Source organism: Marinitenerispora sediminis, assembly GCF_003336425.1.
Taxonomy (GTDB): domain Bacteria; phylum Actinomycetota; class Actinomycetes; order Streptosporangiales; family Streptosporangiaceae; genus Marinitenerispora; species Marinitenerispora sediminis.
This window is the reverse complement of record NZ_QEIO01000135.1, coordinates 1-14769: the sequence shown is the minus strand read 5'-3', so window position 1 is coordinate 14769 and position 14769 is coordinate 1. Positions and strand designations below refer to the sequence as shown.

Sequence of the window (14769 nt, the reverse complement as noted above, 5' to 3'; positions counted from 1 at the left end):
GGCTGAAAACCGGCGGGTTCCGGACGCGCCGCAGCGGCGTTGCGGTTGCGGGCCGGGCCGGTGCCGGCCCGTGCCGCGGGGCGGGCCGCGGCGGCGGGCCGGCGGCCCGTGCCGCGGCACTTCCCCGCAAATCGCGCCTATCGTATGCTTCCAACCTCCTGGCCAGCGGGTATGGACTATGCACGAGCGTCACGCCACCGAAACCGTGCCGCCCACGCACGTTCACCGGAATGGGGGAATCTGCGAGCTGTGAGTGTGGAACCGGTTCCTATGACTCCGAATGCCGATCATCTCCCCGCTGACCGATTCCTGGACCGCGAGGAAGGATGGCTGCGGTTCAACCAGCGCGTCCTGGAACTCGCCGAGGACACCGACATCCCGCTCCTCGAGCGCACCCGCTTCCTCGCCATCTTCTCCAGCAACCTGGACGAGTTCTTCATGGTGCGCGTCGCCGGCCTGAAGCGCCGGCTGGCCACCGGGGTCGCCGTCGCCACGGCGAGCGGCCACCATCCGCGCGACCTCCTGGAGCGCATCTCCCGGGTCGCCCATGAGCACATGCTGCGCCACTCCGACTGCTTCCACCGGTCGGTCGCCCCCGCGCTGGCCGACGCCGGCATCAGGATCGTGCGCTGGGACGAGCTCGACGACGACGAGTGCCACCGGATGCGCCGGTTCTTCCGCGGCTCGGTGTACCCCGTGCTCACCCCCTTCGCGGTGGATCCGGCGCACCCCTTCCCCTACATCTCCGGCCGCTCCCTCAACCTGGCCGTGCGGGTCCGGGACCCGCACACCGGCCGGCAGATGTTCGCCCGCGTCAAGATCCCCTCCGCCCTCCCGCGCTTCATCGACCTCGGCCAGGAGCGGTTCGTGCCGGTCGAGGACGTCATCGCCGCACACCTCCCCCAGCTGTTCGAGGGCATGGAGGTGCTGGAGCGCCACGCCTTCCGCGTCACCCGCAACGCCGACCTGGAGGTCGACGAGGACGAGACCGACGACCTCGTCCAGTCGCTGGAGATCGAACTGCTGCGCCGCCGGTTCGGTCCGCTGGTCCGCCTGGAGGTCGAGGAGACCATCTCCGACGAGGTGCTGAAGGTCCTGCGCGAGGAGCTGGGAGCGGAGGAGGAGGAGATCTACCGCGTCCCCGGCCCGCTCAACCTGGCGGGCCTGGACCAGCTCGCCGACCTCGACCGGCCCGAGCTGAAGTACCCGCCCATGGTGCCCGTCGAGCCGCGCGTGCTGACCAAGGAGGACTTCTTCACCGTCCTGCGCGACCGCGAGCTCCTGGTGCACCACCCCTACGAGTCGTTCGCCACCACCACCGAGCGGTTCATCGCGCTCGCCGCCGCCGACCCCCGCGTGATGGCGATCAAGCAGACCCTCTACCGCACCAGCGGCGACTCCCCCATCGTCGAGGCGCTGATCGAGGCGGCCCGCGCCGGCAAGGAGGTCGTGGTCCTCGTCGAGATCAAGGCCAGGTTCGACGAGCGGAACAACATCGAGTGGGCCCGCAAGCTGGAGGAGGCGGGCTGCCACGTCGTCTACGGGCTCGTCGGCCTCAAGACGCACTGCAAGATCGCCATGGTGGTCCGCGAGGACGACGACGGCACCCTGCGCCGCTACACCCACGTCGGCACCGGGAACTACCACCCCCGCACGGCCCGGGGCTACGAGGACTTCGGGCTGTTCAGCGCCGACCGGGAGGTCGGGGAGGACCTCAGCGACCTCTTCAACCACCTCACCGGTTTCTCCCGGAAGAAGCACTACCGGCGGCTGCTCGTCGCCCCCAACGCGCTGCGCGACGCGCTGCGCCGCCAGATCCAGCACGAGGTCGCCAACCACCTCCAGCGGACGCCCGCCCGGATCCGCATCAAGGTCAACTCGCTGGTCGACGAGGAGATCATCGACGCCCTCTACGAGGCGTCGCGGGCCGGTGTGCCCATCGACCTGTGGGTGCGCGGGAGCTGCGTGCTGCGGCCCGGCATCCCGGGCCTGTCCGAGACCATCCAGGTGCGCAGCGTCCTCGGCCGGTTCCTGGAGCACTCGCGGGTGTTCGTCTTCGAGAACGGCGGCGAGCCGCGGGTCTGGATCGGCAGCGCGGACCTCATGCCGCGCAACCTCGACCGCCGGGTGGAGGCGCTCATCCGCGTCACCGATCCCGGGCACCGCAGGCGGCTGGTCGGCCTGATGGACCTCGCCATGTCCGACGGCACGTCCTCCTGGCACCTCGGCCCCGACGGCACCTGGACCCGCCGCACCCACACCCAGGCGGGCACGCCGCTGCTCGACCTGCAGAGCACGGTCCGGGGCGACCGCCACCTGCGGCTCGTCGATGGCTGACCGCTCCGGCGGCGGCGCGGCGCGGCCCACGCCCCCCGCCGGTGCGGTCCCGCCGGCGGGACCGCCCGCGCCGCCCGGAGCGGGCGGCTCCGCAGCCGGCGGCTACCTGGAGCCGATCCGGGCCGCGGGCGCCGTCCTGTGGCGGCCGTCGGCCGGCGCCGGCCCGGAGGTGCTGCTCGTGCACCGGCCGCGGCGGGACGACTGGACCCTTCCGAAGGGCAAGCTCAGGGACGAAGAGCACCCGCTCGCGGCCGCCGTGCGCGAGGTCGGCGAGGAGACCGGCCTGCGTCCCGTCCTGGGGCGGCGGCTGCCCGACCGCCGCTACCTCAAGGACGGCTGGCCCAAGGACGTCGCGTGGTGGGCGGCCACCGCCTCCGGCTCCTGGGGCACGGTCGACACCGAGGAGGTGGACCGGCGGGAGTGGCTGCCGGTCCACGCGGCGCGCCGGCGGCTCAGCTACGACCACGACATGCGGGCGCTGGACGACTTCGCCGCGGGGCCGGCCGAGACCGTGCCCCTGGTCCTGCTCCGGCACACCTCGGCGGGGGCCCGGCGGTCCTGGGACGGCGACGACCTGCTGCGCCCGCTCGACGCTTCGGGCCGGGCGGGCGCGCTGCGGCTGGCCGGCGTGCTGTCCGCCTACCGCATCGCGTGGGTGGTGACCTCGGCGGCGGCCCGGTGCGTCGAGACGGTGCTGCCCTACACCGCGCGCACCTCGGCCCGGCTGCGCACCGAGCAGGCGCTCACCGCCGGCGCGGGGGACGCCGGTGCGGCGGACTCCTTCGACCGGGAGGGCGCCCGCGCCGTGTTCGCGGCGCTGCTCGCCGAACGGCGGCCGGTCATCGTCTGCACGCACGGCGAGCTCGTCGCCGACCTCGTGCGCGAGGCGCTCGGCCGGCTCGGCGCCCCGGTCCCGCAGCCGCTGGCCCTGGGGAAGGGCGCGTTCTGGGTGCTGCACGTCGCGGCCGACAACGGGGGGCTGGCCGCGATCGAGCGGCACGTCCTCTGAAGTCCGCCACTGGTCGCGGGCCCCGGCGCCTGGTGGGACCGGCGGGCGGGGGCGTCCGGCCGACGGCGCGCCGACCGGAGGTAAGGTTTTGCCCCCGCGGGGGAGAGAAGTGCGCTTCGCGGCGTTCCGTGCGGAGGGCCCCGGCCCGGCCGCCCGCCGGCTCGGACCCGCCGGGCGCACCTTCCCGACCACCGCGGATCCCCCTTCGTCGACCCGAGGACTCGCCCATGTCTCACCACCAGGTTTCCCGGAGCATCGTCATCGAGGCGCCCGCCGAGCAGATCTTCGACGTGCTCGCGTCGCCGCGCCGGCACCCGCTCTTCGACGGTTCCGGCAGCGTGCGCGGCGTGGTCGCCGGCCCGGAGCGGCTGTCACTCGGCGCCACCTTCGGCATGGAGATGCGCATGGGGCTGCCGTACCGCATGACCAACCGGGTGGTGGAGTTCGAGGACGGCCGGCTGATCACCTGGCGGCACATGGGCGCGCACCGGTGGCGCTGGGAGCTGGAGCCGCGCTCGGACGGGACGACCCTGGTGACGGAGACGTTCGACTACTCCTACTCCGGCACGCTGCTGTACCAGCTCGTGGGCGCTCCGGCGCGAAACGCGCGGGCCATCGAGCAGACGCTGCCCCGGCTCAAGCGCCTGGTCGAGGAGGGGACAGCCGACCCGGAGGGGTAGCCGGGCGCGGGGCGCCGCGCACGCGAGAAGCGGGTGCCGCACGGTGGCGCGGCACCCGCCCTCGACCAGCGCGGTCAGACCTCCGCGCTGTCGCCAGTGGAGTCCTCGGCGCTCTTGACGTCCGAGATGCCCGGCGTGCCCTGCCAGTGGGCGTGCGGCTTGTGGTGCTTGCCCTTGCCGTGGCCCTTGCTCTTGCCGTGGTAGCCGTGGTGGTGTCCCGGCTTCCACTGCGCCTGCGGCGTGGAGTGCTGCCCCGGCTTGTGCGGCCTGTGCGGTTTGTGGTGCCCGCCGTAGGCGTGGTGCCCCTGACCGGTGGTCGGAGCGGTCGCGTCGGTCGCCGGTGCCTGGGCGGCCTCGGCGATGTCGGCCTTCGGAGCCGGCCGCGGCGCGGCGTCGACCTGCGGACCGGGCTTCGGCGCCACCTCGATCTTCGGGAAGAGGGACCTGGGCAGGAAGTCGGCCCGCGGACCAGGCTTCTTCGGCGCGGCCTCGGACTGCGGTGCGGCCGGCTTCGGCGCCACCGCCGGCTGCGCGGCGGCGGGCTGCGGTGCGGCCGGCTTCGGGGCCACGACCGGCTGCGCGGCGGCGGGCTCAGGCGCCGCCTCCGGCGTCGACGCGGCCGGCTGGGACGCGGCGTCCGCCTTCGGGCCCGGCTTGGGTGCCGTGTCGGTCGCCGGCGCGGCGTCGGCCTTGGGCCCCTGCTTCGGAGCGGCCTCGGACTTCGGCCCGGTCTTCGGGGCGGCGTCGGCCTTGGGCCCCTGCTTCGGAGCGGTCTCCCCCTTGGGGCCCTGCTTGGGCGCGGTGTCGGCCTTCGGGCCCGGCTTCGGAGCGGCCTCCGCCTTCGGAGTCCCCGTGCTGCCCGGGACCTCGGCCGGCTCCGCGGCCTCCGCGGTGCCCGGGGCCTCGGCGGAGTCCGCAGCGCCAGCGGTGCCGGCCGGCTTCGGAGCCTCCTCGGTCGCGGGAACCTCGGTCGTCCCGGGCGCCTGACTGCCCTCGGGACTTCCCGTACTCTGCGCGGCCTGGTTGGCTTCCTCGCCGTCAGCCGCCTGCGCCGGAATCGCCGTGAAGACCCCGATCGAGGCGCCGGCGACGGCGGTCAGCATGGTGGTGGCAAGGGTTCGTGTGAAGGACACAGGAATCCTCTCTGAGAGTTACGGAGTAACTACGAAGAGTGATTGCCCCTGTTCGTGTCCTTCTATGCACACCAGATGAGATTCGGACCGATCGGTTTCCCGACGTTCACGGAGTTGACCGTGGGGCACCGGAGGACCGCCCGGGCCCGGGCGGCGCCGGGAACCGGTGCGGTGGCGGGCGACCGGCCGCGGGCGCCGGCGGCGGGCGGCCGGGGCTCGCGGCCGGTCGCCCGCCACCGGCTCGCCACCAAATGGGCGATACCTGCCGTCCGAAACACGATGCCGTGCTCCCGGTGCTCCTGCGAGCCGCGGACCGGCCGCGCGTCCGGTCCCGAAGGTCAGCCGACGGGGTAGCAGCGCACCTCGGTCGCCTTGACCCCCGCCCACACCGCGGCTCCCACCGCCGGGGCCAGGTCGGCGAGTCCGGCCGGCGTGACGTCGGCGCTCAGGGCGAACCCCGAGTCCGGGTCGGCCAGATGCACCCGCACGTGGTCCCCGAACGGCTCGATGCCGTCGATGCGCAGCCGCCAAACGTTGCGCAGCGTTCCCACGGGAGGCTCCCGGAACAGCGCCACCGCCCGCGGCGGGAACGCCGCGAACACCTCGCCGGACCGCGGCTCGGCGACCTCGATCCGCGCGGCGGCCTCCGCCACCTCCACGACCGCGCCGCGGGCCGTGCCGCGGTACAGGTTCAGCCCGACCAGCCGGGCGACGTAGTCGGTACGGGGCCGCCGCGCGACCTCCGTCGGCGGCCCCTCCTGGACGACCGCGCCGTCCTCGATCACCGTCACCCGGTCGGCCAGCACCATCGCGTCCAGCGGGTCGTGCGTCACGATGACCGCCGCGCCGTCGAAGTCCGCCAGGTCGCGGCGCAGCCGGGAGCGCACGTCCGCCCGGGTGTGCGCGTCCAGCGCGGCCAGCGGTTCGTCCAGGAGCAGCAGGCGCGGCCGGACGGCCAGGGCGCGCGCCAGCGCCACCCGCTGCGCCTGGCCGCCGGACAGCGCCCGCGGTCGGCGGCGGGCGTGTGCGGCGAGGCCGACCCGCTCCAGCAGTTCGGCGGCGCGCGCCCGCGCCTCCGCCTTCGGCACCCCCCGGGCGCGCGGCCCGAACGCCACGTTCTCCAGCGCGCTCATGTGCTCGAAGAGGAGGTAGTCCTGGAACACCATGCCGATCGGCCGCCGCTCCGTCGGCGTCGTCGTCAGGTCGCGGCCGTCCACGACGATCTGTCCGTCTGCCATGGCGGTCAGCCCGGCGAGCGCCCGCAGCGCGGTGGACTTCCCCGCGCCGTTGGGGCCGAGCAGCGCTAGGACCTCGCCGGCCGCGGCCCGCAGCCGGACGTCCAGGACGAACCCGCCCCGCCGCACCACGAGGTGCGCGGCGAGGGCCGCGGACGCCGGCGCGCCGCCACCGCCCGGCACCTCCGCCTCCTCGCGCGGCTCCGCCCCGCCGCCCGGGCGCGCGGTCACGGGGCACCCGACCAGTGGCCGCGCAGCCCGATGAGGATGGCCAGCGACACGGCCAGCAGCACCAGGCTGAGGACGACCGCGGACTCCGGGCTCTCCTGCATCGCCAGGTAGACCGCGAGGGGCATGGTCTGGGTGCGGCCGGGGAAGTTCCCGGCGAACGTGATGGTCGCCCCGAACTCGCCGAGCGCCCGAGCCCAGCACAGCACGGCGCCCGCCGCGACGCCCGGGGCGACCATCGGCAGCGTGACCCGCCGGAAGATCATCCCCCGGGTCGCGCCCAGGGTGGCCGCGGCGTCCTCGTAGCGCCGGTCCGCGGCGCGCAGCGCCCCCTCGACGCTGACCACCAGGAACGGCATGGCCACGAACACCTGGGCCACCACCACCGCCGCCGTCGTGAAGGGCAGTGAGTAGCCGAACCAGTCGTAGGCGTACTGCCCGAGCACTCCGCGCCGTCCCAGCACCATGAGCAGCGCCACCCCGCCGACCACCGGCGGGATCACCAGCGGCACGGTGACCAGCGCCCGCACCACCCGACGGCCGGGCAACTCGGTCCGCGCCAGCAGCCACGCCAGCGGGACCCCGAGCAGCAGCGAGACGGCGGTCGCGGCCGTCGCCGTGACCAGCGACAGCACCAGCGCCTCGCGCACCTCCGGCATCAGCAGCCGGGTGCCGAACGTCGACCACGGCGCCCGCAGCAGCAGCCCGAGGAGCGGCGCCACCAGGAACGCCAGTCCCAGCACGGCGGGCGCCGCCAGCAGCCACGGGAAGCGGCCGGCCGCCACCCGGACGCCGGCGCGGGAGCCAGCCCGGGCGCGCATCAGCGGCCGGTGCCCGGCCGGCCGCCGCTACTCCGGTGCGGCGACATCGAACCCGGCCGCCTCAAGGACGCCGCCCCCGGTCCCGGAACGCACCAGTTCCACCCACTCCGCGGCGAGGTCGGGCTGCGGGGCGTCCGCGAGGTCCACCACCGGGTAGTCGTTGACGGCCGCCGCGGCCTCCTCGAAGTCGATGCCGGTGACGTCGTCGCCGGCCGCGATCACGTCGGTCCGGTACACCAGGGCGGCGTCCACCTCGCCCAGGCGCACCCGGGTCAGGGCCGCCCGGACGTCGGGCTCCCAGGTCGCCGGCTCGACGTCCACGCCGCTCTCCTCCAGCACCGTCCGGGTGGCGGCGCCGCACGGCACCTCCTCGGCGCAGAGCGCGACGCGCACGTCCTCCCCGGCCAGGTCCGCCAACCCGGTGATCCCGGCCGGGTTGTCCGGCGGGACCGCGATCTCCAGGCTGTTGCGCGCGAAGACACGGGGCTCGCCCTCGGCGGCGCCGGCGTCGACGACGAGTGCCATGGTCCGCGTGTCCGCCGACGCGAACACGTCGGCGGGCGCGCCCTCGGTGATCTGGCCGGCCAGCTCCGAGCTCCCCGCGAAGTTGAACTCCACCTCGGTGCCCGGGTGGTCGGCCTCGAAGCGCTCAGCGAGCTCCTCGAACGTGTCGGTGAGCGACGCGGCGGCGAACACCGTCAGCGTCCGGGGGTCCGAGCCCTCGGCGCCGGTGGCGGATCCGTCCACCTCGGCGCAGGCCGCCGCGCCCAGCAGCAGGCCGAGGGCGGCGGACCCGGCCGCCCGGCGGAGGATGCGGGGGAGGTCACGCATGGCGCGCTCCTGTCGGTGATCCGCACTCGACGATGACGTTGGTCGACTTGACGATCGCCGTCGCCAGCGAGCCCACCTCCAGGCCGAGCTCGTCCGCCGCCTCCCGGCTCATCAGGGAGACCACCCGGTTGGGTCCTGCCTGGAGCTCGACCCGCGCCATGACGTCGCCGCGCACGACGTTGGTCACCAGCCCCCGGAACCGGTTGCGGGCCGAGGAGCGGCCCAGGGCCGGGTCGGTCGCGGCGCCCGCGCTCATGAACGCCGCGAGTTCGGCGCCGTCCACGAGCCGGTGCCCGTGCGCGTCCCTGGTCGCGGGCAGCCGGCCGGAGTCCACCCACCGGCGCACGGTGTCACCGCTGACCCCGACCAGTTCGGCGACATCACTGATACGAAAGACCGTCACGGGACGAAGGTATCGGTCGCATTTGAGATAGAAAAGCCCCAATTGCCATCAGATCTGCGAAGGGAGCGGTCGCGCCGCCGGTCCGCGGTGGTGCTGCCACCACCCGGCTTCGGCGGGACGGGTCGATGGTGCGGCCAGCCGGAGCCCGCCTACGCTGGGGGTCCACCGGCCGGGAGCGGACGCGCGGGGACGGCGGCCCGCGGCCCCGCCGCCGCCCCGACTCCCCCGAGAGGAACTCCCCCATGACCTTCACCGGCAACGGAATGTACACCGCCTCCAGCAAGGGGCCGCGCCGGCGCGGACCGGTCCCCCTGCTGCTCGCCGGCCTCGTCGCCGTCCTCGTCGTGGCCGGGGGCGCCTTCGCGGTGGTGGGGCTGGTCGCCACGGCCACCGAGCGGCGCGAGGACGGTTTCGACGCGGTGGCCGCGGTGCGCGTCGACAACCGCACCGGCGGTGCGGTGGTCGTGCACGGGGCTGACGACGCGGCGGCCGAGGGCGTGGCCGTGGAGCGGGTGCTGCGCTCGTCGCCGCTGGCCGAGCCGGAGGAGTCCGCCCGGGTGGACGGGGACACGCTGCGGGTCGAGGCCGACTGCGACGGCTGGGTGGGGGGCGCCTGCTCCGTGGACTACCGGATCGAGGTGCCCGAGGGGACGGCGCTCACCGTCGAGACGTCGTCCGGCGCGATCGAGGTGCGCTCCGTGGGCGGGGCGGTCACGGCGCACAGCACCACCGGCGCCGTCGAACTCGACGACGTGCGCGGCGACGTCGCGGTGACCACCACGACCGGCGAGGTGCGCGCCGCCGGGTCCGGCGGCTCGATCGAGGTCGAGTCGACCACCGGCTCCGTGGACCTGAGCGGATTCGCGGCGGACACCGTCCGGGCCGAGGCGAGCACGGCCGAGGTGCGCGTCGGCGGCGGGTTCCAGGAGGCCGAGGTCTCGACCACCACCGGTGCCGTCGACGTCGAGACCGACGAGGCGTTCCGGCGGATCACGGTGGAGACCACCACCGGTGCCGTCGATATCCGGGTTCCCGACGCCGCCTACCGGGTGACCGGCGACTCCAGCACCGGCGAGCGCGCCGTCGACGTCCCGACCGCCGACGACGCCGCGGCCGAGATCGCGGTGGACACGACCACGGGCTCGGTCACCGTCCGCGCGGACTGAGCCGCGCACCGCCTGCGGACGGAGCCGGACCCGGCCGTCCGCGGCCACCGGCCCCCATCGCCGCGGCGAACTCCGCGGTGCGGTCCCCGGGTGCGTACCCGTGCTCTCCCTCGCCCGGCTGGAGCATGCGGCCACCAGCCACGTTGGCCATGGTGAAGCGCAGGGGGCCGGAGTACTCCGTTCGAGAGGTCACTGGGACACCCTGACCGTCCGCGTCTCCGGCGGGAACCGGTGTGCCGCGGCCGGCGTCCGAGCGGGCGGCGGGGTGCCGGACATGTCCTAGAGTTCGGTAACGCGCGACCAGCGGAGCCAAGCGGAGAGGCGAGGGCAGCGAGGACATGGAAGGCACGTCGTTCGCGGACGTCTGGCAGGACGTCTTCTTGACCCAGCCCGCGCCGCCGCAGTGGCTGATCATCGCGACCGGGGTCATCGCCCTGGTGGTCGTGGCCGTGCGCGGTCCGTGGCGGGTGGCGCGCAACGTCGTCACGATCGCGCACGAGGGCGGGCACGCGCTGGTCGCCCTGCTCAGCGGTCGGCAGCTCACCGGCATCAGGCTGCACTCCGACACGTCCGGGGTCACGGTCTCGCGGGGGCGGCCGCACGGCATCGGCATGATCCTCACGGTCTTCGCCGGATACGTCACGCCCTCGCTCGTGGGCCTGGCCGCGATCCTGCTGCTGCTCGGCGACCGCATCACCGCGCTGCTGTGGATCAGCATCCTGCTGCTGGCCGCGATGCTGCTGCTGATCCGCAACGTCTACGGGGTCGTCTCGGTGGTCGGCACCGGAGCCGTGGTGTTCCTCGTCTCGTGGTTCATGCCGTCGGAGGTGCAGGCGGTCTTCGCCTACCTCTTCACCTGGTTCCTGCTCCTCGCCGGGGTCCGGCCGGTCTTCGAGCTCCAGGCCCAGCGCGTCCGGCAGCCCTCGCCGCACTCTGACGCCGACCAGCTGGCCCGGCTGACCGGGATCCCGGGCACCGCGTGGGTGGTGCTCTTCGGCCTGGTCAACCTGGCCGTACTCGCCCTGGGCGTGTGGCTGCTGCTCTTCTGACGCGCGCGGCCGCCCCGGCCGCGGTCAGTTCTGGCTGGCGCTCTCCAGCGGTGCCTCCAGAGCGGACTCCACGGTGGGGTGGACGGGGATGCGGGTGTCCAGGGCCGTGACGTGCAGGATCTGCGCCACCCGCTCGGAGGCGGCGGCGATGAGGATGCGGCTGTAGTGGTCGCGGCTGGCTTTGTGGCACTGGATCAGCACCCGCAGGCCGCTGGAGTCGATGAAGGAGAGGCGGGAGCAGTCGAGGACGACCCGGCCGTGCGGCCGCTCGCTCACCGCCTCCAGCACGGCATGGTGGAAGTCGTCCTCGTTGGCGATGTCGATCTCGCCGTCGAGGACGAGCACGGTGCCGTCGTCGTGGTTGCGGGCGGTGATGTTCAGCGCGGGCATGCTCGCTCCGGGGTGGTACGCCGATGCCGTCGCCCGGCCGGATGGCGCGGCGGTCCGCGTCGCCTTGGGAAGGTTGCCGGGGCCACGGGTCAACGCGTGTGCGGGCACGCCACTTCGGCGGAACTCGTGTTTCATCCCTGTGCTACCCCTCATGTCGACAATGAGGATGTGTCAGACGCTCACGAAGGCATCGTCGTGTGCCAGGGGCTTCGACTCTGGCTCGGGCGGCCGGGTCCGTGCTGACACCGGCGGTGTGATCCGCCCATCGGCTTGTGCGTGACAAGCACGTGCCCACTCATTGCTAAGACGCTTAAAACAAGCATCCGGTCCCGGACCTTACCACATGAGTCGCGATGAAATCGTGACTTCAGTGACGTGACCTGTCCTACAGGACAATGCCGGGAACGCGGCGGACGGCGCCGTCCCGGACCCGGCACGCGCGCGGTGCCGGTCAGCGGCGCCGGGGTTCGGCCGGTTCGCCCGGCGCGGACTCCGCCGCACCGGCCGGGGCGTCCGCGCCGCCCCGCCCGCCGGGGCCCTCCCGGTCGCCGGAGGGCGCCGGCCGGGAGGGGCCCTCCTGCCGCAGCACCCACGCGCACGCGGACAGCGTGAGCGGGACCGCCACGGTGAGCGCCAGCGCGGGGATCGCGATGCCGGAGTCGTTGACCGCGAACCCGGCCAGCGCGGTCACCAGCGACCCGGTGAGGCCGGCCCGCAGCGTCGGCGCGTACTCGTAGGCGCGCTGCAGCGCGCCCATCCGCCAGTCGGTCGGCTTGTTCAGCACCGCGAACAGGAACAGCAGGGCGCACGCGGAGAGCAGGGTGAGCTGCCAGTTGCCCAGCGATCCGAGCATCGCGCCGAGCTTGCGCGCGACCACGGCACCGGCCTCGCCCTCGACGACCTGCCCGGCGAACAGCCCGAAGTGGCTGCGCTGGTTGGGCGGCCGCAGGTAGTCCGCGTAGGCCAGCGCGCCGATGACCACGATCGACACCGCGCCGACCACCAGCAGCCGCGGCAGGGTCACCCGCTGGCCGGCGATCATGAGCACGGTGACCGCGAGACCCGGGATGATCGCGAGCACCCCGCCGAAGTCGGTACCCAGGCCCGGCCAGCCGATCACGAACAGGGTGGCGATCCCGAGGGCGAGCGCCACCGCCACCGCCCGGCGCCGCCGGCCGCGGACGAACGGCAGCCGCGCCACGCCGGCCACGGTCATGAGCACCCCGGTGGCGAACGTCGCGAACGCGATGTTGCCCAGGCCGTAGAACCGGCCGGCCACGATCGGGCTGTACCCGGTGGGCGAGTTCATCTGGAGGTGCGCGCCGGTGCACATGTCGATGAACAGCACCGCCGTCGTGACCGCCGCGACCACCGCCGCGGGACCGATGATGTCGCGCCGCCACGGCCCGGCCAGCGCGAGGGCGACCACCAGCGCGTCGGCGAGGAGCACGCTGCCGAGCAGCGCCAGCTGCGGCTGCGCCGCCGACCACCACGGGATGAGGTTGGCGAGGTAGCTGGAGACCGGGAACGCCGCCCCGCCCAGCGCCACGGCGCGGGTGACGGACAGCACCACGTCGCGCTTCTTGCGGTCCCGGCCGCCGTAGCGCTTCAGCGTGTAGGCGGCGGCCGCGTAGATGAGCAGCTGGATGGCCACCAGCCCGCTGAAGAAGCTGGCGATGAGCGACTCCACGACCTTCGCGGCGGTGTTGAACTCCACGAGGTTGTTCACCGCCTCGGTGAAGTCCGCCGGCGCCCGCACCTCCTTCCACGCGCGCCCCACCATGCTCGGCGGGGAGTCCAGAGCCATGGCGTGCAGCAGCGTGGTCGTGATGTCGGTCAGCGTGACGAGTCCGGCCCGCCGGGTGGACTCCGAGCTGAGGTAGCCCCGGTCGAAGTCCTCGCCCTTGGGGCCGACCCCGTGCAGCACCGCGACGTTGAGGTTCGACGGCCCCGCCTCGACCGACACACCGGCGACCATCAGGGTGGCCCCCTCCGGCAGCGTCTCCAGGACGGTGCCGAGCTGGTCGTCGATGGCGCGCAGCCGCTCCAGCCGGTCGGCGTCCTGGATCGGGTCCGGCTCCGGTTCCTCCTGGTCCGGGGCGTCCTCCTCGTCGAACTCGGCGTCCGGATTGAGGGGAAGGTCGAGGTAGAGGTCGGCGAGGTCGTCGAGGTCGATGACGACGAGCTGGTGCTCCCGCCAGTCGCGCTCGCGCAGCGCCTCCACGCTGCCGAGGTAGCGGTCCACCCGCCCGCTGCCGTCGGCCGCGGCCAGCGCGGCGCCCGGCCCCACGGCCAGGGTGCTGCCGCCCGCGGCGTGCACCGTGTCACCGAGCAGGCCGACCTGGGCGACGAACTTGGAGGAGGCGTTGTAGTCGACGTGCTGCGCGAAGTCGGGCACCACCGCGCCGACGCCGTCCCGCTCGGGCCGGCGCGGCAGCTCGCAGATGGAGTACGTCTGCCGCTCGCTCGCCGCGCGCTGCCCGGCGGAGACGCTCAGCCAGCCGTCGACCGGGCAGGTCCGCGAGGTGGCGGTGCGGATCGACAGGTTGCCGATGGCGCTGTCCCGCGCCAGCCCCCACAGCCGCGGCATGGTCGCGGCGTCGACCTCCTCCCACATGAGGCCGGGGACCCCGACCAGCACCACCGGTCCGTCCGGCCGGGCGGGCGCGGGGGAGGCGGCGGCCGGGGGCGCGACGAGCCACGTCAGCGAGAGCAGGACAGCGAGCACGGCCGCGACGCGCTGCGACCAGATCCGGTGCGCCACGGAAAGATCCCCCTCTGATGCGCCGGCAGCTCCCCGCTCACACTAACCGCCCTGGTGGACGCACCGGGGGACCGCCGCCGGGCGGGCGCGGCTTTGAGCGGGCCGCCGCGGGCGCCGTGCGGCCGCTCCACCGGGGCGGGCAGGGGCACCGCGGCCGGCCCCGCGCAGTCTCCGGCCGCCCCCGGAAACGGTCCGGCTCAGGCGCGGAGCCCGTCGAAGGCCACCGTCGCCAGGGCGGCGGCCAGCTCGCCGCCGTCCAGGCCGCGGCCGGGCCGGTACCACTCGACGATCGAGTTGACCATCCCGAACAGCAGGCGGCTCGTGAGCGCCGGGTCGACGTCCGGCCGGATCTCGCCGGCCGCGACGCCCTGCCGCACCAGGTCGCCCACGAAGTGGTCGAACTCCCGCCGGCGCTGCAGGGCACCGCGCTCCACCTCGGTGTTGCCGCGCACCCGGAGCAGCAGGGTGACGTGCGGCAGCTCCTCCACCAGCACGCGGACGCTGCCGCGCAGCACGTGCTCCAGGCGGTCGATCGCCGGCCCGCTCGCGGCCCCCGGTTCCCGGGTGACCGCGAACAGCGCGTCCAGCGCGCGGTCCAGCGACTGCCGGAGCAGCTCCTCCTTGCCGGCGACGTGGTGGTAGATGGCGGACTTGGTCACACCGAGGGCGCGGGCGAGGTCCTCCATGCTGGTGCCGTCGTAACCGCGCTCGTTGAAGACCTGG

13 protein-coding genes are annotated in these 14769 nt (G+C 74.3%); 5 read left to right on the top strand and 8 right to left on the bottom strand.

The window, feature by feature from the left end; genetic code table 11:
- Positions 1-249 precede the first annotated feature (249 nt).
- The 3 genes from DEF28_RS21280 to DEF28_RS21270 all read left to right on the top strand — a co-directional run bounded on the left by DEF28_RS21280 (position 250) and on the right by DEF28_RS21270 (position 4026).
- Positions 250-2337: an RNA degradosome polyphosphate kinase gene (locus tag DEF28_RS21280; protein WP_258863083.1), complete on the top strand. Its 2088-nt coding sequence runs from the start codon at positions 250-252 to the stop codon at positions 2335-2337.
- The gene (locus DEF28_RS21275; protein ID WP_114400076.1) at positions 2330-3346 is read left to right on the top strand and encodes an NUDIX hydrolase; all 1017 of its coding nucleotides are present in this window, start codon (positions 2330-2332) and stop codon (positions 3344-3346) included. Before DEF28_RS21280 ends, DEF28_RS21275 begins: the two co-directional genes overlap by 8 nt.
- 227 nt (positions 3347-3573) lie before the next feature.
- Entirely contained in the window at positions 3574-4026 is a 453-nt protein-coding gene (locus DEF28_RS21270) for an SRPBCC family protein (RefSeq protein ID WP_114400075.1), read from the top strand.
- Between the two features lie 74 nt (positions 4027-4100).
- Here DEF28_RS21270 and DEF28_RS21265 read toward each other — a convergent pair whose 3' ends face one another.
- The 5 genes from DEF28_RS21265 to DEF28_RS21245 form a co-directional block, all read right to left on the bottom strand.
- Positions 4101-5159: a hypothetical protein gene (locus tag DEF28_RS21265; protein ID WP_147280231.1), complete on the bottom strand. Its 1059-nt coding sequence runs from the start codon at positions 5157-5159 to the stop codon at positions 4101-4103.
- Positions 5160-5497: 338 nt separating this feature from the next.
- On the bottom strand, positions 5498-6625 hold the full coding sequence (locus DEF28_RS21260; protein WP_374058232.1) for an ABC transporter ATP-binding protein: 1128 nt from the start codon (positions 6623-6625) through the stop codon (positions 5498-5500).
- On the bottom strand, positions 6622-7443 hold the full coding sequence (locus DEF28_RS21255) for an ABC transporter permease (RefSeq protein WP_114400073.1): 822 nt from the start codon (positions 7441-7443) through the stop codon (positions 6622-6624). The genes DEF28_RS21260 and DEF28_RS21255 overlap by 4 nt, the downstream gene beginning before the upstream one ends.
- A gap of 27 nt (positions 7444-7470) precedes the next feature.
- The gene (modA, locus tag DEF28_RS21250; RefSeq protein ID WP_114400072.1) at positions 7471-8274 is read right to left on the bottom strand and encodes a molybdate ABC transporter substrate-binding protein; all 804 of its coding nucleotides are present in this window, start codon (positions 8272-8274) and stop codon (positions 7471-7473) included.
- Positions 8267-8677 (bottom strand): TOBE domain-containing protein, encoded by a 411-nt coding sequence (locus tag DEF28_RS21245; protein ID WP_114400071.1) that lies wholly within the window; start codon positions 8675-8677, stop codon positions 8267-8269. Before DEF28_RS21245 ends, modA begins: the two co-directional genes overlap by 8 nt.
- A 242-nt stretch (positions 8678-8919) precedes the next feature.
- Between DEF28_RS21245 and DEF28_RS21240 the strand changes: the two genes are divergently transcribed.
- Positions 8920-9843, top strand: coding sequence for a DUF4097 family beta strand repeat-containing protein (locus tag DEF28_RS21240; RefSeq protein WP_114400070.1), 924 nt, complete (start codon positions 8920-8922; stop codon positions 9841-9843).
- A gap of 338 nt (positions 9844-10181) precedes the next feature.
- Positions 10182-10892, top strand: a complete 711-nt coding sequence (locus tag DEF28_RS21235) for a M50 family metallopeptidase (RefSeq protein ID WP_114400069.1) — start codon at positions 10182-10184, stop codon at positions 10890-10892.
- A 24-nt stretch (positions 10893-10916) separates the two neighbouring features.
- Here DEF28_RS21235 and DEF28_RS21230 read toward each other — a convergent pair whose 3' ends face one another.
- From DEF28_RS21230 to DEF28_RS21220, 3 genes are all read right to left on the bottom strand, one after another.
- Complete coding sequence (locus DEF28_RS21230; RefSeq protein ID WP_114400068.1) at positions 10917-11282, bottom strand: STAS domain-containing protein; 366 nt, start codon at positions 11280-11282, stop codon at positions 10917-10919.
- 451 nt (positions 11283-11733) lie between these two features.
- Entirely contained in the window at positions 11734-14046 is a 2313-nt protein-coding gene (locus tag DEF28_RS21225; protein WP_374058231.1) for a hypothetical protein, read from the bottom strand.
- A 197-nt stretch (positions 14047-14243) separates the two neighbouring features.
- The coding region (locus DEF28_RS21220) for a TetR/AcrR family transcriptional regulator (RefSeq protein WP_147281080.1) at positions 14244-14769 on the bottom strand (526 nt) is incomplete at its 5' end.